The organism is Enterobacter cloacae complex sp. 394I7 (assembly GCF_057320345.1).
In genome coordinates this window covers 86572-106640 of record NZ_JBXWCR010000006.1, presented here as the reverse complement: position 1 = coordinate 106640, position 20069 = coordinate 86572, and the positions used below count along the sequence as shown (strand labels likewise).

General features: G+C 56.2%; 18 protein-coding genes. 15 read left to right on the top strand and 3 right to left on the bottom strand.

The window, feature by feature from the left end; all coding sequences use genetic code 11:
• The first annotated feature begins 158 nt into the window (after positions 1-158).
• From ugpB to ugpQ, 5 genes are all read left to right on the top strand, one after another.
• On the top strand, positions 159-1475 hold the full coding sequence (gene ugpB / locus AC2FAP_RS18905) for a sn-glycerol-3-phosphate ABC transporter substrate-binding protein UgpB (protein WP_032679132.1): 1317 nt from the start codon (positions 159-161) through the stop codon (positions 1473-1475).
• A gap of 73 nt (positions 1476-1548) precedes the next feature.
• Positions 1549-2436 (top strand): sn-glycerol-3-phosphate ABC transporter permease UgpA, encoded by an 888-nt coding sequence (gene ugpA / locus AC2FAP_RS18900; protein WP_485453005.1) that lies wholly within the window; start codon positions 1549-1551, stop codon positions 2434-2436.
• Complete coding sequence (gene ugpE / locus AC2FAP_RS18895; protein ID WP_014171997.1) at positions 2433-3278, top strand: sn-glycerol-3-phosphate ABC transporter permease UgpE; 846 nt, start codon at positions 2433-2435, stop codon at positions 3276-3278. The genes ugpA and ugpE overlap by 4 nt, the downstream gene beginning before the upstream one ends.
• A 1-nt stretch (position 3279) precedes the next feature.
• Positions 3280-4350, top strand: a complete 1071-nt coding sequence (locus tag AC2FAP_RS18890; protein WP_020884551.1) for a sn-glycerol-3-phosphate import ATP-binding protein UgpC — start codon at positions 3280-3282, stop codon at positions 4348-4350.
• Positions 4347-5096 (top strand): glycerophosphodiester phosphodiesterase, encoded by a 750-nt coding sequence (gene ugpQ / locus AC2FAP_RS18885; RefSeq protein ID WP_449541962.1) that lies wholly within the window; start codon positions 4347-4349, stop codon positions 5094-5096. The genes AC2FAP_RS18890 and ugpQ overlap by 4 nt, the downstream gene beginning before the upstream one ends.
• Here ugpQ and AC2FAP_RS18880 read toward each other — a convergent pair.
• Positions 5077-5463, bottom strand: a complete 387-nt coding sequence (locus tag AC2FAP_RS18880) for a DUF2756 family protein (protein ID WP_020884553.1) — start codon at positions 5461-5463, stop codon at positions 5077-5079. The two genes, ugpQ and AC2FAP_RS18880, sit on opposite strands and share 20 nt — an antisense overlap.
• Positions 5464-5590: 127 nt before the next feature.
• Between AC2FAP_RS18880 and ggt the strand changes: the two genes are divergently transcribed.
• Positions 5591-7333: a gamma-glutamyltransferase gene (gene ggt / locus AC2FAP_RS18875; protein ID WP_025202845.1), complete on the top strand. Its 1743-nt coding sequence runs from the start codon at positions 5591-5593 to the stop codon at positions 7331-7333.
• A 39-nt stretch (positions 7334-7372) separates the two neighbouring features.
• Here ggt and yhhY read toward each other — a convergent pair whose 3' ends face one another.
• Positions 7373-7861 (bottom strand): N-acetyltransferase, encoded by a 489-nt coding sequence (gene yhhY, locus AC2FAP_RS18870; RefSeq protein WP_014171992.1) that lies wholly within the window; start codon positions 7859-7861, stop codon positions 7373-7375.
• A gap of 308 nt (positions 7862-8169) precedes the next feature.
• On the opposite strand from yhhY, the gene AC2FAP_RS18865 reads away from it, so the two are divergent.
• From AC2FAP_RS18865 to tnpA, 6 genes are all read left to right on the top strand, one after another.
• Entirely contained in the window at positions 8170-9207 is a 1038-nt protein-coding gene (locus AC2FAP_RS18865; protein ID WP_014171991.1) for an oxidoreductase, read from the top strand.
• 122 nt (positions 9208-9329) lie between these two features.
• Positions 9330-10025 carry a pirin family protein gene (locus AC2FAP_RS18860; RefSeq protein ID WP_014171990.1) on the top strand — a complete coding sequence of 232 codons (696 nt, stop codon included), beginning with the start codon at positions 9330-9332 and terminating at the stop codon, positions 10023-10025.
• A 100-nt stretch (positions 10026-10125) separates the two neighbouring features.
• Positions 10126-11121, top strand: a complete 996-nt coding sequence (gntR, locus tag AC2FAP_RS18855) for a gluconate operon transcriptional repressor GntR (protein ID WP_014171989.1) — start codon at positions 10126-10128, stop codon at positions 11119-11121.
• Between the two features lie 126 nt (positions 11122-11247).
• A complete protein-coding gene (gntK, locus tag AC2FAP_RS18850) occupies positions 11248-11775 on the top strand; it encodes a gluconokinase (RefSeq protein WP_020884556.1) in 528 nt (175 codons plus the stop codon).
• A gap of 3 nt (positions 11776-11778) precedes the next feature.
• Positions 11779-13119 carry a gluconate transporter gene (gene gntU, locus AC2FAP_RS18845; RefSeq protein ID WP_014171987.1) on the top strand — a complete coding sequence of 447 codons (1341 nt, stop codon included), beginning with the start codon at positions 11779-11781 and terminating at the stop codon, positions 13117-13119.
• Between the two features lie 164 nt (positions 13120-13283).
• Positions 13284-13718 carry an IS200/IS605 family transposase gene (gene tnpA / locus AC2FAP_RS18840; protein ID WP_041162689.1) on the top strand — a complete coding sequence of 145 codons (435 nt, stop codon included), beginning with the start codon at positions 13284-13286 and terminating at the stop codon, positions 13716-13718.
• Between the two features lie 81 nt (positions 13719-13799).
• On the opposite strand, the gene yhgN is transcribed toward tnpA, so the two are convergent.
• Entirely contained in the window at positions 13800-14393 is a 594-nt protein-coding gene (yhgN, locus tag AC2FAP_RS18835; protein WP_003861574.1) for an NAAT family transporter YhgN, read from the bottom strand.
• 177 nt (positions 14394-14570) lie between these two features.
• On the opposite strand from yhgN, the gene asd reads away from it, so the two are divergent.
• The 3 genes from asd (at position 14571) to glgX (ending at position 20062) form a co-directional block, all read left to right on the top strand.
• Complete coding sequence (gene asd / locus AC2FAP_RS18830) at positions 14571-15674, top strand: aspartate-semialdehyde dehydrogenase (protein ID WP_014171986.1); 1104 nt, start codon at positions 14571-14573, stop codon at positions 15672-15674.
• Between the two features lie 231 nt (positions 15675-15905).
• Positions 15906-18092: a 1,4-alpha-glucan branching enzyme gene (gene glgB, locus AC2FAP_RS18825; RefSeq protein ID WP_047954779.1), complete on the top strand. Its 2187-nt coding sequence runs from the start codon at positions 15906-15908 to the stop codon at positions 18090-18092.
• Positions 18089-20062: a glycogen debranching protein GlgX gene (gene glgX, locus AC2FAP_RS18820; protein WP_449541961.1), complete on the top strand. Its 1974-nt coding sequence runs from the start codon at positions 18089-18091 to the stop codon at positions 20060-20062. The genes glgB and glgX overlap by 4 nt, the downstream gene beginning before the upstream one ends.
• Positions 20063-20069: the final 7 nt, after the last annotated feature.

Below are 20069 nucleotides of genomic sequence, written 5' to 3'. Positions count from 1 at the left end.
TACCCCAACCGCCTTCACACAACCATCATCCGCCTGACGTTTTGTTGTCATCTCACTGTAAAGAAACAGTTATTTTTCTGTCATTCGAGCATGTCATGTTACCTCGCGAGCATAAAAACGCGTGATATCGCGCATCCGGCACAATAAGAGAGATGACAATGACATCGTTACGACACACAGCTTTGGGTCTGGCAATGGGGCTGACTTTTGCGGCGAACGCAATGGCTGTCACCACCATTCCGTTCTGGCATTCCATGGAAGGGGAGTTGGGTAAAGAAGTTGACTCCCTGGCGCAGCGTTTCAACGACACCCATCCGGATTACAAAATTGTGCCGGTGTACAAAGGTAACTACGAGCAGAGCCTGAGCGCGGGCATTGCCGCTTTCCGTACCGGTAATGCACCTGCGCTGCTTCAGGTTTACGAAGTCGGTACTGCGACCATGATGGCCTCTAAAGCCATTAAACCGGTCTACGAAGTGTTTAAAGACGCAGGTATCAACTTCGACGAATCGCAGTTCGTGCCGACCGTGGCGGGTTACTACACCGATTCCAAAACCGGTCATCTGCTGTCTCAGCCGTTTAACAGCTCCACGCCGGTGCTGTACTACAACAAAGACGCCTTCAAGAAAGCCGGTTTAGATCCGGAACAACCGCCAAAAACCTGGCAGGACCTGGCGGCGTACACCGCTAAGCTGAAAGCGGCGGGGATGAAGTGCGGCTACGCCAGCGGCTGGCAGGGCTGGATCCAGATTGAAAACTTCAGCGCCTGGCACGGCCTGCCGGTGGCCACCAAAAACAACGGCTTCGACGGCACCGACGCGGTACTGGAGTTCAACAAGCCAGAGCAGGTGAAGCACATCGCTCTGCTCGCCGATCTCAACAAGAAGGGCGATTTCAGCTACTTCGGGCGTAAAGACGAATCCACCGAGAAGTTCTACAACGGTGACTGCGCGATTACGACCGCCTCTTCCGGCTCTCTGGCGGATATCCGTCATTACGCAAAATTCAACTACGGCGTAGGCATGATGCCTTACGACGCTGATGTGAAAGGCGCACCGCAGAACGCCATCATCGGTGGGGCGAGCCTGTGGGTCATGCAGGGCAAAGACAAGGGCACCTACAAGGGCGTGGCTGAGTTCCTCGACTTCCTGGCGAAACCAGAGAATGCCGCCGAATGGCATCAGAAAACCGGCTACCTGCCTATCACCACGGCCGCGTATGACCTGACCCGCGAGCAGGGCTTCTACAGCAAAAACCCGGGCGCGGATATCGCGACGCGTCAGATGCTCAACAAGCCGCCATTGCCGTTCACCAAAGGCCTGCGTCTGGGGAACATGCCGCAGATCCGTACCATCGTAGATGAAGAGCTGGAAAGCGTGTGGACCGGGAAGAAAACCCCACAGCAGGCGCTGGATTCTGCGGTAGAGCGCGGTAATCAGCTGCTGCGCCGCTTTGAGCAATCAACAAAGTCTTAATCATTTTACCCTCATCCTGTCCCTCTCCCTGCGGGAAGGGCTGGGGTGAGGGCTACCTACGCTGAGCTAAACTATGTCCTCATCCCGTCCGGTGTTCCGTTCGCGCTGGCTGCCGTATTTGCTGGTCGCGCCGCAGCTGGTCATCACCGTTATCTTCTTTATCTGGCCTGCGGGCGAGGCGCTCTGGTACTCGGTACAAAGCGTCGATCCGTTTGGGCTTTCCAGCCAGTTTGTCGGGCTGGACAACTTTACCGCGCTGTTCCACGACAGCTATTACCTCGACGCCTTCTGGACGACCATGAAGTTCAGCGCGCTGGTCACTGTCAGCGGTCTTGTCGCATCGCTCTTTTTCGCGGCGCTGGTGGATTACGTGGTGCGCGGCAGCAGTCTGTATCAGACGCTGATGCTGCTACCTTACGCCGTGGCGCCTGCCGTCGCCGCCGTGCTGTGGATCTTCCTGTTTAACCCAGGGCGCGGGCTGATTACCCATTTCCTGGCGGAGTTCGGCTACGACTGGAACCACGCCCAGAACAGCGGTCAGGCGATGTTCCTGGTGGTCTTCGCGTCGGTGTGGAAACAGATCAGCTACAACTTCCTGTTCTTCTTTGCTGCGCTGCAGTCTATTCCGCGCTCGCTGGTTGAAGCCGCGGCGATTGATGGTGCAGGGCCGGTCCGTCGTTTCTTTAGGCTGTCGCTGCCGCTGATTGCCCCGGTGAGTTTCTTCCTGCTGGTGGTCAACCTGGTTTACGCCTTCTTCGACACCTTCCCGGTGATCGACGCCGCCACGGCCGGTGGCCCGGTGCAGGCCACGACGACGCTTATCTATAAGATCTATCGCGAAGGCTTTGCCGGTCTGGATCTCTCGGCATCCGCCGCCCAGTCGGTCGTGCTGATGTTCCTCGTCATCCTTCTCACGGTAGTGCAGTTCCGTTATGTCGAAAGTAAGGTGCGCTACCAATGATCGAGAACCGTCGCGGGCTGACGATGTTCAGCCACACCATGCTGATTTTGGGCATCATCGTCATTCTGTTCCCGCTGTATGTGGCCTTCGTTGCCGCCACGCTGGACACCAAAGCGGTGTTTGATACGCCGATGACGCTGATCCCAGGCGGGCATCTTTTCGAAAACATGAAAACCATCTGGACCCAGGGCGTGGGCGCTAACAGCGCGCCATTCTGGCTGATGATGCTGAACAGCTTCATCATGGCGTTCGGTATTACGGTGGGCAAAATCACGGTGTCGATGCTCTCGGCCTTCGCCATCGTCTGGTTCCGCTTTCCCCTGCGTAACCTGTTCTTCTGGATGATCTTCATCACCCTGATGCTGCCGGTCGAAGTGCGTATCTTCCCGACGGTGGAAGTGATCGCCAACCTGAAGATGCTGGACAGCTACGCAGGTTTAACCCTGCCGCTGATGGCCTCGGCCACCGCCACCTTCCTGTTCCGCCAGTTCTTTATGACCCTGCCGGACGAGCTGATTGAGGCCGCGCGTATTGACGGAGCCTCGCCGATGCGCTTCTTCCGTGACATCGTGCTGCCGCTGTCGAAAACCAACCTTGCGGCGCTGTTTGTCATCACCTTTATCTACGGCTGGAACCAGTATCTGTGGCCGCTGCTGATTATTCAGGACGTCAATCTTGGCACCGCCGTGGCGGGCATCAAAGGCATGATCGCCACCGGTGAAGGCACCACGCTCTGGAATCAGGTGATGGCGGCGATGCTGCTCACCCTTATCCCCCCGGTCGTTATCGTTTTAGCCATGCAACGTGCGTTCGTGCGTGGTTTAGTGGACAGTGAGAAATAACATGGCAGGTTTAAAATTACAGGCAGTGACCAAAAGCTGGGACAACAAAACCCAGGTCATTCAGCCGTTAACGCTCGACGTGGCGGACGGGGAGTTTATCGTGATGGTTGGCCCGTCAGGCTGCGGCAAATCGACGCTGCTGCGTATGGTTGCCGGGCTTGAACGTGTGACCAGCGGCGATATCTGGATCGATCGCCAGCGCGTGACCGAGATGGAGCCGAAGGACCGGGGCATCGCGATGGTGTTTCAGAACTACGCCCTTTACCCGCACATGAGCGTGGAAGAGAACATGGCCTGGGGGCTGAAAATCCGCGGGATGGGCAAAAGCCATATCGATGAGCGCGTGAAAGAGGCGGCGCGTATTCTGGAACTGGATGGCCTGCTCAAGCGACGTCCGCGTGAACTGTCCGGCGGACAGCGCCAGCGCGTGGCGATGGGGCGCGCCATTGTGCGTGACCCCGCGGTGTTCCTGTTCGACGAGCCGCTCTCAAACCTTGATGCCAAGCTGCGCGTGCAGATGCGCCTTGAGCTGCAGCAACTGCACCGTCGTCTGAAAACCACCTCCCTGTATGTGACGCACGATCAGGTGGAAGCGATGACCCTCGCCCAGCGCGTGATGGTGATGAACAAAGGCGTCGCCGAGCAGATTGGCACCCCGGTGGAGGTATACGAGAAACCGGCCTCCCGCTTTGTGGCAAGCTTTATTGGCAGCCCGGCGATGAACCTGCTGGAAGGGCGGATCAGCAGCGCCGGTACGCACTTTGAGCTGGAAAGTGGGATGGCGCTGCCCGTAAACGGGTACTATCGTGGCTATGCCGGGCGTAAGATGACGCTCGGTATCCGCCCGGAACATATTGGGTTAACCTCACAGGCGGAAGGCGGCGTGCCGCTGGTCATGGACACGCTGGAGATGCTGGGGGCTGACAACCTGGCGCACGGACGTTGGGGTGAACAAAAAATGGTGGTGCGTCTGGCCCATCAGGAGCGCCCTAAAGCAGGCAGCACGCTGTGGCTGCATCTGCCGGAAAATCACCTGCACGTATTCGACGGTGAAACAGGACAACGTATATGAGTAACTGGCCTTATCCCCACATCGTCGCCCACCGGGGCGGCGGTAAACTGGCGCCGGAAAACACGCTGGCGGCTATCGATATGGGCGCGCATTACGGTCACATGATGATCGAGTTCGACGCCAAACTATCGAAAGACGGCGAGATTTTCCTTCTGCATGATGACAACCTCGAACGCACCAGCAATGGCTGGGGCGTGGCGGGAGACCTGCCGTGGCGCGATCTGCTGAACGTCGACGCCGGAAGCTGGTACAGCAGCGAGTTCAAAGGCGAGCCGCTGCCGCTGCTGGCGGAAGTGGCCGACCGCTGTCGCCTGCACGGCATGATGGCCAATATCGAAATCAAACCAACCACCGGCACCGGGCCGCTCACAGGTAAAGTCATTGCGCTGGCCGCGCGTGAGCTGTGGGAGGGCATGACGCCACCCCTGCTGTCGTCGTTTGACATTGATGCCCTGGAGGCGGCGCAGGCGTCCGTTCCGGCGTTGCCGCGCGGACTGCTGCTCGACACGTGGCGTGATGACTGGCGTGAACTGACCAGCCGTTTAGGGTGTGTGTCGATTCACCTGAACCACGCGCTGCTGGATGAGGCGCGGGTAAAAATGTTGAAAGAGGCGGGGCTGCATATCCTGGTCTATACCGTCAACAAACCCCAGCGCGCGGCAGAACTGCTGCGCTGGGGGGTGGACAGTATCTGTACCGATGCGATTGACGCGATCGGCCCGAACTTTAGTTCTGCGAAGAATTAAGCATCCCGCCATTCGACGGTGACTGGGACGGCAGCATATGCTGCTGTCCGCTGCCCGACGAGGTCATGCCGCCCAGCATTCCGCCGTTCGGGTTAGGCAGCGGCTGCTCACGCACCTGACCCTGCTGTATGCGCTGGGTGTTGGTGTTCATCTGGTTTTGCAGGCTTTGCTGCTGCATCTGGGTCTGCGTTTTCAACTGCTGGTTCAGCATCCCTTTCTGCTGTTGCTGCTGGCTCATCATCTCCGTTTGCATACGCTGCTGGCTTGGAATGACGTAGCCCTGCTGGTTCGGGTTGTTCATCGTATTGAGTGGCTGTGCGAGCGCGGCAAACGGAAGCAGCGCCGTAAGAATCAGTAAGCGTTTCATTGTCATCTCCCTTCTTTTGAGGCTTCTCTTAAGTTTACCCTGATTTCACCATGACGATGATTTTTTAGGAGTTGTGAACCAGGCTTAAGCGGGGAATATGGCCCTCTTCACCTGGAGAACAATAATGATGAAACCAACGTTTTTGCGCTGGATAGCGATCGCCGCGCTGATGGCAGGCGGCACATTTAGCGTGGCGGCCAACCCGCCAGCGGCTCCGCCAGTCTCGTACGGCGTGGAGGAAGATGTTTTTCATCCCGTGCGGGCAACGCAGGGTATGGTGGCGTCGGTGGATGCGCTGGCAACGAAAGTGGGCGTCGATATTCTCCGGCAGGGCGGTAATGCGGTGGATGCGGCAGTCGCGGTGGGCTATGCGCTGGCGGTGACGCATCCGCAGGCGGGGAACCTGGGCGGCGGCGGCTTTATGATGCTGCGGACCAAAGACGGCAAAACCACCGCCATCGACTTCCGTGAGATGGCCCCCGGACAGGCTTCCCGCGATATGTTCCTTGACGATCAAGGCAACCCGGACAGCAAAAAATCCCTGACCTCGCATCTCGCCTCCGGTACGCCGGGCACCGTCGCAGGCTTCTCCCTGGCGCTGGAAAAATATGGCACCCTGCCGCTCAACAAAGTGGTACAGCCTGCGATTAAGCTCGCCCGCGAAGGTTTTGTGGTGAATGACGCCCTGGCTGACGATCTTAAAACCTATGGCAGCGAAGTGATTCCGAATCACGAAAACAGCAAGGCTATCTTCTGGAAAGACGGCGAACCGCTGAAGAAGGGCGATAAGCTGGTGCAGAAGAACCTGGCAAAAAGTCTGGAGCTGATTGCGGAGCACGGCCCGGATGCGTTCTACAAAGGGGCGATTGCCGACCAGATTGCCGAAGAGATGCAAAAGAACGGTGGGCTTATCACCAAAGCGGATCTCGCGGAGTACAAGGCCGTCGAGCGTGAGCCGATTCACGGAAGCTATCGCGGCTATGACGTTTTCTCAATGCCACCTCCGTCTTCCGGCGGCATTCACATCGTGCAGATCCTTAACATTCTTGAAAACTTCGATATGCACAAGTTCGGCTTCGGCAGCGCGGATGCCATGCAGGTGATGGCAGAGGCGGAAAAACGCGCCTACGCCGACCGTTCAGAATACCTGGGCGACCCGGACTTCGTGAAGGTGCCGTGGCAGGCGCTGACCAATAAAGCTTATGCTAAATCGATTGCTGATGAGATTGACATCAACAAAGCCAAACCGTCGAGCGAGATCCGCCCGGGCAAGCTGGCACCGTATGAGAGCAACCAGACCACCCACTTCTCGGTGGTGGATAAAGACGGTAACGCGGTGGCGGTGACCTATACCCTCAACACCACCTTTGGTACAGGCATCGTGGCAGGCAACAGCGGGATTCTGCTCAATAACGAGATGGATGACTTCTCGGCCAAACCGGGCGTGCCGAACGTCTACGGGCTGGTAGGTGGGGATGCAAATGCGGTCGGGCCGAAGAAGCGTCCGCTGTCGTCCATGTCGCCTACCATCGTGGTCAAAGACGGTAAAACCTGGCTGGTGACTGGTAGCCCTGGCGGCAGCCGTATTATCACCACGGTGCTGCAGATGGTGGTGAACAGCATCGACTTTGGAATGAATGTCGCCGAAGCGACGAATGCACCACGTTTCCATCATCAATGGCTGCCGGACGAGCTGCGTGTTGAGAAGGGCTTTAGCCCGGACACCTTAAAACTGCTGGAGCAGCGCGGACAGAAGGTGGCGCTGAAAGAGGCAATGGGCAGCACCCAGAGCATTATGGTCGGCCCGGACGGCACGCTGTTTGGGGCCTCGGATCCGCGTTCGGTGGATGATTTGACGGCGGGGTTCTGATTTTATTGCCCGGTAAGCGTCGCGCTACCGGGCAATTTATCACTTCAGCCGCGCCATGTAATACGCGTCCACATAGTCGCCGTTACGCAGGGCGAAGTTCCTGCCGGTCCCTTCGATTTCAAACCCAAACTTCTTATACAGCGCCAGTGCCGCAGGGTTATCCGCAAAAACCGTGAGCTCAATGCGTTCAATGCGCAACCAGTTGTCGCAGAGATTGACCATTTCGCGCATGAGCGCACGACCCACACCGCGTCCCTGTACATCAGCGGCCACGCTAATGCCGAACGTTGCAACGTGGCTGCGGCGGGGATTTTCCATCACATCGAGTGCCATATGGCCAACCACTCGCTGGTCCAGACAGGCGACGAGATGCCGTCTTCCCGGTTTCGTCGCGACCCGGTCATGCCACATATCCATTGAGGGATGGGGAAGTTGTAGTGTGTCGTGATACACCCCAGGATGCGACATAATGTCACGTAACGCTTCTGCATCGCGGGCTTCGATATGGCGTATCACAATCTCACTCATTCCTTCATCCTCAGTCAGTTAAACGTCCATTCCAACATCAGTGAGATTAAAATTTGAGTCAACTGCTAATTTTTGCAAAAAAGATTGGACAAGTGCGAATGAGAATGATTATTATTGCTCTGCGTTCAGGAAGACCACGACGGGAACCTGAAAGCACGACATTGCTCACATTGCTTCCAGTATTACTTTAGCCAGCTTTTCGCTGGCTTTTTTTTGTCTTTTTTCGCCCGCTCCCCGTGGAAGAGGGCTGGGGTGAGGGCAAAACTTGCGCTATGGTTGCACTCAGTAACCTTAAAAAGGACTGAGCCATGACATTACATTGCGCATTTATTGGATTTGGCAAAAGCACCACGCGTTACCACCTTCCGTATGTTCTCAACCGCAAAGACAGCTGGCACGTTGCCCATATCTACCGGCGTCGCGCGAAGCCGGAAGAGCAGTCTCCCCAGTACTCCCATATTCATTTCACCAGCGATCTTGATGAGGTCCTCAACGATCCGCAGGTCAAACTGGTGATTGTCTGTACCCACGCTGACAGCCATTTCGAGTACGCAAAACGCGCGCTGGAGGCGGGCAAAAACGTGCTGGTGGAAAAGCCGTTTACCCCGACAATGGCAGAGGCGAAAACGTTGTTTGACCTGGCGAAGCGCAAAGGGCTGACCGTCACGCCGTACCAAAACCGCCGCTTTGACAGCTGCTTCCTGACGGCAAAAAAAGTGATTGAGAGCGGTAAACTGGGTGACATCGTCGAGATTGAAAGCCACTTTGATTACTACCGTCCGGTGGCCGAAACGCATCCCGGCCTGCCGCAGGATGGCTCATTCTATGGTCTGGGCGTGCATACGCTCGATCAAATCATCTCTCTGTTTGGCCGACCGGACCACATGGCGTACGACATCCGCAGCCTGCGCAACAAAGCCAATCCGGATGATACCTTCGAAGCCCAGCTGTTTTACGGCGACCTGAAAGCCATCGTCAAAACCAGCCATCTGGTGAAAATTGACTACCCGAAATTTATTGTGCATGGCACCAGAGGCTCGTTTATCAAGTACGGTATCGACCAGCAGGAGACCAGCCTGAAGGCGAACATTATGCCCGGCGACCCGGAGTTTGCGGCGGATGACTCCGTGGGCGTGCTGGAGTACGTCAACGCAGAGGGCATCACCGTTAAAGAGGACGTGAAACCCGAAGCGGGTGACTATGGCCGCGTTTACGATGCGCTGTATGAGACCCTGACTAACGGTGCGCCCAATTACGTCAAGGAATCTGAAGTTATGACCAATCTCGAACTCCTTGAACGGGCCTTCGAACAGGCCTCTCCTGCCACGATAACCCTCGCCAGATAAGAAAACATGACTCCTCTTTGCTTGTTCTAAATTTTTGAACAGAGGAGTCAATTTTCACCCTCTATGATCCCAGGCCGTTTGCGTCCACACTTACTCCATCGAAACGAACTGAGGGTGAAACAATGATCTACTTACGCAAAGCAAACGAACGTGGTCACGCGAATCATGGCTGGCTGGACTCATGGCATTCATTCTCGTTTGCCGACTACTACGACCCGAACTTTATGGGCTTCTCCGCACTGCGCGTCATTAACGATGACGTGATTGATGCAGGCCAGGGCTTCGGTACCCACCCGCACAAAGACATGGAAATCCTGACGTATGTGCTGGAAGGGGCGGTTGAGCACCAGGACAGCATGGGCAACAAAGAGCAGGTTCCGGCGGGCGAGTTCCAGATTATGAGTGCGGGTACCGGGGTGCGTCACTCTGAATACAACCCAAGCAAAACGGAAAAACTGCACCTGTATCAAATCTGGATCATTCCGGAAGAAACCGGCATCACCCCGCGCTACGAACAGCGCCGCTTTGATGCTAAACAGGGCAAACAGCTGGTGCTCTCTCCGGATGCGCGTGACGGTTCGCTGAAAGTGCATCAGGATATGGAACTGTACCGCTGGGCGCTGGCAAAAGACGAACAGTCTGTCCATCAGATTGCCGCTAACCGCCGCGTCTGGATCCAGGTGGTGAAAGGCGAGGTGTCTATTAACGGCACGAAAGCCACCACGGCGGATGGTCTGGCAATCTGGGATGAGCAGGCACTGTCCGTGCATGCCGACAGTGAAAGCGAAATTCTGCTGTTTGATCTGCCACCGGTGTAATAAATCATAAATAAATGCCCATCCTTCCCTTTGACAGGGGAAGGATGGGCTTTGTCCGTGATAAACTGAGCAAATCTATCACTTACGATTTCTCAGGACGATGAAAAAGAAACGCCCCGTACTTCAGGATGTAGCCGATCGCGTCGGTGTGACCAAAATGACGGTCAGCCGGTTTTTACGTAACCCGGAACAGGTTTCCGTGGCGTTGCGTGGCAAGATTGCCGCTGCCCTCGATGAACTGGGGTATATCCCTAACCGCGCCCCCGATATTCTTTCGAATGCGACCAGCCGCGCGGTTGGCGTCCTCCTGCCTTCCTTAACCAACCAGGTTTTTGCCGAAGTGTTGCGCGGCATTGAAAGCGTGACCGATGCCTTTGGCTATCAGACCATGCTCGCTCACTATGGGTACAAGCCGGAACTGGAAGAAGAACGTCTTGAGTCCATGCTCTCCTGGAACATCGACGGCCTGATTTTAACCGAACGTACTCACACCCCCCGTACGCTAAAAATGATTGAAGTGGCAGGCATTCCGGTGGTGGAGCTGATGGACAGCCAGTCGCCGTGTCTCGATATTGCGGTGGGCTTTGATAACTTCGAAGCGGCGCGCCAGATGACGGCGGCCATCATTGCCCGCGGCCATCGCCATATTGCCTACCTGGGTGCACGTCTGGATGAACGTACTATCATCAAACAGAAGGGATACGAGCAGGCAATGCTCGACGCCGGTTTAACACCGTACAGCGTGATGGTTGAGCAGTCTTCATCCTATACGTCGGGTATTGAACTGATGCGTCAGGCACGACGCGAGTATCCGCAACTGGACGGTATTTTCTGTACCAACGATGACCTTGCGGTCGGTGCAGCGTTCGAATGCCAGCGTCTGGGGCTGAAGATCCCCGAAGACATGGCGATTGCCGGTTTCCACGGCCACGACATCGGCCAGGTGATGGAACCCCGTCTGGCGAGCGTCCTGACACCGCGTGAACGTATGGGCCGTATTGGCGCAGAACGCCTGCTGGCGCGCATACGTGGCGAGACGGTGACGCCGAAAATGTTAGATTTAGGTTTCACCTTGTCACCGGGTGGATCTATTTAAGCTGACAAATTTGAAGTGGGTCACACTTATTCACTTCGCGCACGTTTGGATATTGCTTCTCTTTTGCCCCGGCAGGACAATGTTACCGATAACTGTTACCCGTAACAATTGACTGAGGGACACCCTTTGAGCACGACTAATCATGATCACCACGTTTACGTCCTGATGGGCGTTTCCGGTAGCGGTAAATCTGCCGTGGCCAGCGAAGTGGCGCATCAACTTCATGCGGCGTTTCTTGATGGCGACTTCCTCCATCCGCGCAGCAATATCATGAAAATGGCCTCCGGCGAGCCGCTGAACGATGACGACCGCAAACCGTGGTTGCAGGCGCTGAATGACGCCGCGTTCGCGATGCAGCGTACCAACAAGGTCTCCCTGATCGTCTGCTCCGCGCTGAAAAAAACCTACCGCGACCTGCTGCGTGACGGCAACCCGAACCTCTCTTTCATCTATCTGAAAGGCGATTTCGAGGTGATTGAAAGCCGTCTGAAGGCGCGTAAAGGCCACTTCTTCAAAACCCAGATGCTGGTGACGCAGTTCGAAGCGTTGCAGGAGCCGGGTGACGATGAGAAAGACGTCTTAGTGGTTGATATCGATCAGTCACTGGAGGGTGTTGTTGCCAGCACCATCGAGGTCATTAATAAAAGGCAGTAAGTTTTGAGTACATTAACGCTAGTTTTAACAGCAGTTGGTTCCGTATTGCTGCTGCTGTTTTTAGTGATGAAAGCGCGTATGCATGCTTTCGTTGCCTTAATGGTGGTGTCTATTGGTGCAGGTCTCTTTTCCGGTATGCCGCTCGATAAGATCGCAGCGACGATGGAAAAAGGGATGGGAGGCACGCTGGGTTTCCTGGCCATTGTGGTCGCGCTGGGCGCGATGTTTGGCAAGATCCTGCATGAGACGGGCGCAGTCGACCAGATTGCCGTCAAAATGCTCAAATCTTTCGGACACAGCCGTGCGCACTACGCGATTGGCCTCGCCGGTCTGATTTGTGCGCTGCCGCTGTTCTTCGAAGTGGCCGTGGTGCTGCTGATTAGCGTGGCGTTCTCGATGGCGCGCCATACCGGCACTAACCTCGTGAAGCTGGTGATTCCGCTGTTTGCGGGCGTGGCGGCAGCGGCGGCGTTCCTGCTGCCTGGGCCTGCGCCGATGCTGCTGGCTTCTCAGATGCACGCCGATTTTGGCTGGATGATCCTGATTGGCCTGTGTGCAGCGATCCCGGGAATGATTATTGCCGGCCCGCTGTGGGGCAACTTCATCAGCCGTTACGTTGAGCTTCACATTCCGGATGACGTCACCGAGCCGCACCTTGGCGAAGGCAAAATGCCGTCCTTCGGCTTCAGCCTGGCGCTGATCCTGCTGCCGCTGGTGCTGGTGGGGCTGAAAACCATCGCCGCGCGTTTCGTGCCGGTGGGGTCTACCGCGTACGAATGGTTTGAGTTTATCGGCCACCCGTTCACCGCGATCCTGGTGGCGTGTCTGGTGGCGATGTACGGCCTGGCGATGCGCCAGGGCATGCCGAAAGACAAAGTGATGGAAATCTGCGGCCATGCGCTGCAGCCGGCGGGTATCATTCTGCTGGTGATCGGTGCCGGTGGCGTGTTCAAACAGGTGCTGGTGGATTCCGGCGTGGGTCCGGCGCTGGGCGAAGCCCTGACCGGCATGGGGCTGCCCATTGCGGTGACCTGTTTCGTACTGGCTGCGGCGGTGCGTATCATCCAGGGCTCTGCGACGGTGGCATGTTTAACCGCCGTGGGTCTGGTGATGCCGGTGATTGAACAGCTTAACTACTCCGGTGCCCAGATGGCCGCGCTCTCAATCTGTATTGCGGGCGGTTCGATTGTGGTGTCACACGTCAACGACGCCGGCTTCTGGCTGTTCGGTAAATTTACCGGTGCGACCGAAGCGCAAACCCTGAAAACCTGGACGCTGATGGAAACCATCCTCGGCACGACGGGTGCCATTGTCGGGATGATTGCGTTTACGCTGCTGAGTTAAACCCGGCTAAAAGCAAAAGGACAACGTGAGTTGTCCTTTTTTGTTGTCATCCCTAAACCACCTCCTGGGGAGGTGGTGATTGTTCCTGTAAGGCTCTAGCCTGAAGAATGCCCATGTCGGAATATCTTTGCTTACTCACCACAAGTAAAAGGAGACAAACCGACATGGGGCTTTACAGGAGTTCATCACATGTATATTGGCGTTGCAAATACCACATAGTCTGGACGCCGAAGTACCGTTTCAGGATCCTGAAAGATAAGCTGGGTAAAGAACTTTACAGGACAATCTACATTCTCTGCGGAATCAAAGATTGTGAGGTTCTGGAGCTAAATGTTCAGCCAGATCATGTACATCTCGTTGTCATTGTCCCACCGAAAATTTCTATATCCACTCTGATGGGGCATCTGAAAGGCCGCAGCGCTATCAGGCTCTACAATCGTTTTCCGCACATAAGAAAGAAGCTATGGGGCAATCATTTTTGGTCCCGCGGATACTTTGTAGATACGGTGGGGGTAAATGAAGAAATAATCAGACGATATGTGCGGCATCAGGAGAAAACGGAACAGACACATGAACAGCAGATGGAATTGTTAGAGTAGTTAGTGGAAAGTGATAGTAGCCCCCCTTACAGGGGGCATTCTCAAAAGCCACCTTCTAAGAAGGTGGTCTTTTACTTTTACCTAGCCCTTCATCCACGCGCGGATCCCGTCCAGGAACATCTGCGTTGCCATCATCACCAGAATCAACCCCATCAGGCGCTCCAGCGCGTTTACGCCTTTCTCACCCAGCAGACGCAGGAACAACGACGACTGCAGCAGAATGATAAACGTCCCGCCCCAGGCAATCAGCAAGGCAATCACCAGATGGCTCATCTGATTGGGGTACTGATGCGACAGCAGCATCAGCGTTGCCAGAATCGTCGGTCCGGCGACAAGGGGAATCGCCAGCGGCACAATAAACGGCTCTTCCCCCGCGGGCAGGCCGCTGCTGCTGCCTTCGGCGCTCGGGAAAATCATCTTAATCGCTATCAGGAACAGGATAATCCCACCGGAAATCGAAACCGTTTCGGCACGCAGATTCAGGAAGGCGAGGATTTTCTCACCGGCAAACAGGAAGATGAACATCACCAGCAGCGCGATAAGCAGCTCGCGGATCATGATCGCCCGACGGCGTTTGGGTTCGGTGTGCTTCAGCACCGACATGAAGATAGGCAGGTTGCCCAGAGGATCCATTATCAGGATCAATAAAACCGCCGCGGATATGATTTCACTCATTAAAATTATCCCTGAAACTCTCTATGGTTATTATGATGATTAGCGCTATTTCTGATTGGCGGGCCATCATCGATTAATTTCGCTTGCGACTTTGGCAGCATTTTGTAATGTGAAGCATATCCCAGTTGAATACTGGTTTGCACAATCAGCACACACCCTCTGCAGGAAAAAAATGCTATGAAAAACGTTGGTTTTATCGGCTGGCGCGGTATGGTCGGCTCTGTTCTCATGCAACGCATGGTTGAAGAGCGCGATTTTGACGCCATCCGCCCGGTCTTCTTCTCCACTTCCCAGCTCGGCCAGGCTGCACCTTCTTTTGGCGGCAGCACCGGTACGTTGCAGGATGCTTTCGATCTGGAAGCGCTGAAGGCACTCGACATTATTGTCACTTGCCAGGGCGGCGATTATACCAACGAAATTTATCCAAAGCTGCGTGAAAGCGGCTGGCAGGGCTACTGGATTGATGCGGCGTCTTCACTGCGCATGAAAGACGATGCCATCATCATTCTCGACCCGGTCAACCAGGACGTCATCACCGACGGCCTGAACAACGGCGTAAAAACCTTTGTCGGCGGTAACTGCACCGTCAGCCTGATGCTGATGTCACTCGGCGGCCTGTTCGCGCAGGACCTGGTGGAGTGGGTCTCCGTGGCGACTTACCAGGCCGCGTCCGGCGGCGGTGCGCGACATATGCGTGAACTGCTGACGCAGATGGGCCAGTTGCACCACAGCGTTGCGACCGAGCTGGCAAACCCGGCCTCCGCTATTCTCGATATCGAGCGTAAAGTCACCGAGCTGACCCGCAGCGGCGAGCTGCCGGTGGATAATTTTGGTGTACCGCTGGCCGGTGGTCTGATCCCGTGGATCGACAAACAGCTGGATAACGGCCAGACCCGCGAAGAGTGGAAAGGTCAGGCTGAGACCAACAAAATACTCAATACCGCGAACACCATTCCAGTTGACGGTCTGTGCGTACGTATCGGCGCGCTGCGCTGCCACAGCCAGGCCTTCACGATTAAACTGAAAAAAGATGTGTCGATTCCGACCGTGGAAGAGCTGCTGGCTGCACACAACCCGTGGGCGAAAGTGGTTCCAAACGATCGCGACATCACCATGCGTGAATTGACCCCGGCTGCCGTCACCGGCACGCTGACCACCCCGGTGGGTCGTCTGCGTAAGCTGAACATGGGGCCGGAGTTCCTTTCTGCATTCACCGTCGGCGACCAGCTTCTGTGGGGCGCAGCCGAGCCGCTGCGTCGCATGCTGCGCCAGCTGGCGTAATAATTTGTTAAACCCCGGGGGGTGATTTTCACCCCCTTTTCCGCGTACTACATGGAGTAAAACGCATATGTCTTATTTTTTATCAGGAGTCATTTAGAGCGTTGGCTATGCTTTAAGGAAGAGTTATTTCTTACCTGAGGTTAGGACGGGGCTGAGAGGATGCCCGTTCAGGTCACATTAAAGTCGTCCCAGGCGCTAAAAAAGGACGACATAAAAAACAGGATGAATACCATGTCCGATCGTGTGGATAGAGACGTGATTAATGCGCTTATTGCGGGTCATTTTGCCGACCCCTTTTCCGTACTGGGGATGCACCGTACCGAGGCCGGGCTGGAAGTCCGGGCACTGTTACCTGATGCCACAGAAGTGTGGGTTATCGAACCCAAAACCGGCCGCAAGGTCGGCAATCTGGAATGCCTCGATTCTCGTGGCTTCTTTTCGGGCGTAATGCCCCGTCGTAAAAACCCTTTTCGTTATCAGCTTGCCGTTATCTGGCATGGTCAGCAAAATCTCATCGATGATCCCTACAGCTTTGGGCCTCTTTTACAGGAGATGGACGCGTGGCTGCTGTCTGAAGGTACCCACCTGCGACCTTATGAAACGCTGGGTGCCCATGCCGATACGATGGATGGCATCACCGGCACGCGGTTTGCCGTGTGGGCGCCTAACGCCCAGCGAGTCTCCGTTGTTGGCCAGTTCAACTACTGGGATGGCCGTCGTCACCCGATGCGTCTGCGCCGTGAAAGCGGTATCTGGGAGCTGTTTATCCCCGGCGCGCACAACGGCCAGCTGTATAAATTCGAGATGATCGATGCGCACGGCAAGCTGCGTATTAAGTCCGACCCGTACGCCTTCGAAGCGCAGATGCGTCCGGAAACCGCGTCAATGATTTGCGGCCTGCCGGAGAAAGTTGTCCAGAGTGAAGAACGCAAGCAGGCCAACCGCTTTGATGCGCCAATCTCCGTCTACGAAGTGCATCTCGGTTCCTGGCGTCGCCATACCGATAATAACTTCTGGCTCAGCTACCGGGAGCTTGCCGACCAGCTGGTTCCGTACGCGAAATGGATGGGCTTTACCCACCTTGAGCTGCTGCCAATTAATGAACACCCGTTCGACGGAAGCTGGGGTTATCAGCCGACCGGGATGTACGCCCCGACGCGTCGCTTCGGCACGCGCGATGACTTCCGCTATTTTATCAATGCCGCGCACGCCGCCGGGTTAAACGTGATCCTCGACTGGGTGCCGGGCCATTTCCCGTCCGATGATTTTAGTCTTTCAGAGTTTGACGGCACTAAGCTGTACGAACACAGCGACCCGCGCGAAGGCTATCATCAGGACTGGAACACGCTGATCTACAACTACGGTCGTCGTGAAGTGGCAAACTACCTCGTGGGCAATGCGCTGTACTGGATTGAGCGCTTTGGCATTGATGCCCTGCGCGTTGATGCCGTGGCGTCGATGATCTACCGCGACTACAGTCGCAAAGAAGGCGAGTGGATCCCGAACGAGTATGGCGGCCGTGAAAACCTGGAAGCGATTGAGTTTCTGCGCAACACCAACCGTATTATCGGCGAGCAGGTAGACGGTGCGGTGACGATGGCGGAAGAGTCCACCGACTTCCCTGGCGTCTCCCGTCCACCGTCAACCGGCGGACTGGGGTTCTGGTACAAATGGAACCTGGGGTGGATGCACGACACGCTCGACTACATGAAGCTGGATCCCGTCTACCGCCAGTATCACCATGACAAGCTCACCTTCGGGCTGCTCTACAACTACACCGAGAACTTCATGCTGCCGCTGTCGCATGACGAAGTGGTGCATGGCAAAAAATCCATTCTCGACCGCATGCCGGGCGATGCATGGCAGAAGTTCGCCAACCTGCGCGCCTACTACGGCTGGATGTTCGCCTTCCCGGGTAAAAAACTGCTGTTTATGGGCAATGAGTTCGCCCAGGGGCGCGAGTGGAACCACGACACCAGCCTCGACTGGCATCTGCTGGAAGGGGGCGACAACTGGCACCACGGCGTACAGCGTCTGGTGCGGGACCTGAACCTGACCTACCGTCACCACAAAGCCCTGCATGAGCTTGATTTTGACCCGTACGGTTTCGAGTGGCTGGTGGTGGATGACCATGAACGCTCGGTGTTTGTCTTTGTGCGGCGGGATAAAGCCGGCAACGAAATTATCGTCGCCAGCAACTTTACCCCTGTACCGCGCCATCATTATCGCTTCGGGATTAACCAGGCCGGCAAGTGGCGTGAAATCCTGAATACCGATTCCACGCACTACCACGGCAGCAATGCCGGTAACGGCGGTCTGGTGCAAAGCGATGCCATTGAGAGCCACGGACGACCGAATTCCCTGAGCCTTACGCTACCGCCGCTCAGCACCATCTGGCTGATCCGGGAGGGGGAATGACCCAGCTTACGGCAGGTAAACCCGAACCGCTCGGGGCACATTTTGATGGAAAGGGGGTGAATTTCACGCTCTTTTCTGCCCATGCGGAGCGGGTTGAACTGTGCGTATTTGACGGCGAGGGTAATGAACATCGTTACGACCTGCCGTCTCGCACAGGAGATACCTGGCACGGCTACCTGGCCGGGGGACGGCCAGGAATGCACTACGGCTATCGCGTACACGGCCCGTGGGCACCTGCGCAGGGGCACTGGTTTAACCCGGCGAAGCTGCTGATCGATCCGTGTGCGCACCGCGTGGATGGCGAGTTTAAAGACGACCCTATTTTCCATGTCGGCTACGGTGAACCCGACCACCGCGACAGCGCCCCCGTGGCGCCTAAAAGCGTGGTGGTGAACGATCTCTACGACTGGGAAGACGATGCCCCGCCGCGCACGCCGTGGGGCAACACCGTTATCTACGAGGCGCATGTCAAAGGGCTGACGTATCTGCATCCGTCAATCCCGAAAGAGATGCGCGGCACCTACAAGGCGCTCGGTCATCCGACCATGATTGCCTACTTCAAGCACCTCGGGATCACGGCCCTGGAGCTGTTGCCCGTCGCGCATTTTGCCAGTGAACCTCGTCTGCAGCGGCTGGGGCTCAGTAACTACTGGGGCTACAACCCACTGGCGATGTTTGCGCTCGAACCCCGCTATGCCGCTCATCCGGACAAGGCGCGGGACGAGTTTCGTGATGCGGTAAAGGCGCTTCATGCGGCAGGCATTGAGGTCATTCTGGACGTGGTACTGAACCACAGTGCGGAAAGCGATCTCGATGGACCGACGCTCTCCATGCGCGGAATTGATAACCGTAGCTATTATTGGATCAGGGACGATGGCGATTACTTCAACTGGACCGGTTGCGGTAACACGCTCAATCTCAGCCACCCGGCGATCATGCATTTCGCGTATGAATGCCTGAAGTACTGGGTGGACACGTTCCACGTCGACGGTTTTCGTTTTGATCTGGCACCGGTTATGGGGCGTACGCCGGCCTTCAGCCAGCAGGCGCCGCTGTTTGAAGCGATCAAAAACTGTCCGGTGCTGTCACAGGTGAAGCTCATTGCCGAGCCGTGGGACATCGGTGAAGGGGGTTATCAGGTCGGGAATTTCCCGCCCCTGTTTGCCGAGTGGAACGATCACTATCGCGATGCCGCGCGCCGCTTCTGGCTGGAACGGAATCTGTCGCTGGGGGAGTTCGCCGGACGCTTTGCCGGGTCCAGCGATCTTTTTAAGCGCGATGGCAAACGACCGTCTGCGACGATCAACCTGCTGACGGCGCACGACGGTTTTACGCTCCGGGACTGCGTTTGTTTCAATCAGAAACACAATGAAGCGAACGGCGAGGAGAATCGCGATGGCACTAACAATAACCATAGCTTCAATCATGGTATAGAAGGGTTAGGCGGAAGCCTTGATGTTATCGAGCGGCGACGCGCCAGCGTGCATGCGCTGCTGACAACGCTGTTATTGTCGCAGGGCACGCCGATGCTGCTGGCAGGCGATGAACATGGTCACAGTCAGCATGGTAACAACAATGCGTATTGCCAGGACAACACGTTGACCTGGCTCGACTGGGGTGAAGCGAACAGCGGGTTGATTCACTTTACCGCTGCGCTGATCCATCTTCGCCAGCAAATTCCCGCGCTCACCGCCGATCGCTGGTGGGAAGAGGGCGACGGTAATGTCCGCTGGCTGAATCAAGACGCGCAACCCTTAAGCGCGCAAGAGTGGCAACACGGCGTACCACGCCTGCAAATCCTGCTTTCGGAGAGGTGGCTGGTCACGCTGAACGCGACGGATGACGTCGCTGAGATTGTTTTACCTGACGGGGAATGGCGCGCTGTTCCCCCATTTGCCGGAGCGGATAATCCGGTAGTAATGGCTGTCTGGCACGGGCCTGCGCACGGAGTGTGCGTATTCCAAAGATGATAAAAAA

What these genes read in the sequence shown, in the direction of transcription:
- ugpE (WP_014171997.1), top strand. Translation starts at nt 2,433, where the DNA reads ATGATCGAGAACCGTCGCGGGCTGACGATGTTCAGCCACACCATGCTG.
- AC2FAP_RS18860 (WP_014171990.1), top strand. Translation starts at nt 9,330, where the DNA reads ATGATCTACTTACGCAAAGCAAACGAACGTGGTCACGCGAATCATGGC.
- AC2FAP_RS18865 (WP_014171991.1), top strand. Translation starts at nt 8,170, where the DNA reads ATGACATTACATTGCGCATTTATTGGATTTGGCAAAAGCACCACGCGT.
- gntR (WP_014171989.1), top strand. Translation starts at nt 10,126, where the DNA reads ATGAAAAAGAAACGCCCCGTACTTCAGGATGTAGCCGATCGCGTCGGT.
- asd (WP_014171986.1), top strand. Translation starts at nt 14,571, where the DNA reads ATGAAAAACGTTGGTTTTATCGGCTGGCGCGGTATGGTCGGCTCTGTT.
- glgX (WP_449541961.1), top strand. Translation starts at nt 18,089, where the DNA reads ATGACCCAGCTTACGGCAGGTAAACCCGAACCGCTCGGGGCACATTTT.
- ugpB (WP_032679132.1), top strand. Translation starts at nt 159, where the DNA reads ATGACATCGTTACGACACACAGCTTTGGGTCTGGCAATGGGGCTGACT.
- glgB (WP_047954779.1), top strand. Translation starts at nt 15,906, where the DNA reads ATGTCCGATCGTGTGGATAGAGACGTGATTAATGCGCTTATTGCGGGT.
- AC2FAP_RS18890 (WP_020884551.1), top strand. Translation starts at nt 3,280, where the DNA reads ATGGCAGGTTTAAAATTACAGGCAGTGACCAAAAGCTGGGACAACAAA.
- ggt (WP_025202845.1), top strand. Translation starts at nt 5,591, where the DNA reads ATGAAACCAACGTTTTTGCGCTGGATAGCGATCGCCGCGCTGATGGCA.
- ugpA (WP_485453005.1), top strand. Translation starts at nt 1,549, where the DNA reads ATGTCCTCATCCCGTCCGGTGTTCCGTTCGCGCTGGCTGCCGTATTTG.
- yhgN (WP_003861574.1), bottom strand. Translation starts at nt 14,393, where the DNA reads ATGAGTGAAATCATATCCGCGGCGGTTTTATTGATCCTGATAATGGAT.
- AC2FAP_RS18880 (WP_020884553.1), bottom strand. Translation starts at nt 5,463, where the DNA reads ATGAAACGCTTACTGATTCTTACGGCGCTGCTTCCGTTTGCCGCGCTC.
- tnpA (WP_041162689.1), top strand. Translation starts at nt 13,284, where the DNA reads ATGGGGCTTTACAGGAGTTCATCACATGTATATTGGCGTTGCAAATAC.
- yhhY (WP_014171992.1), bottom strand. Translation starts at nt 7,861, where the DNA reads ATGAGTGAGATTGTGATACGCCATATCGAAGCCCGCGATGCAGAAGCG.
- ugpQ (WP_449541962.1), top strand. Translation starts at nt 4,347, where the DNA reads ATGAGTAACTGGCCTTATCCCCACATCGTCGCCCACCGGGGCGGCGGT.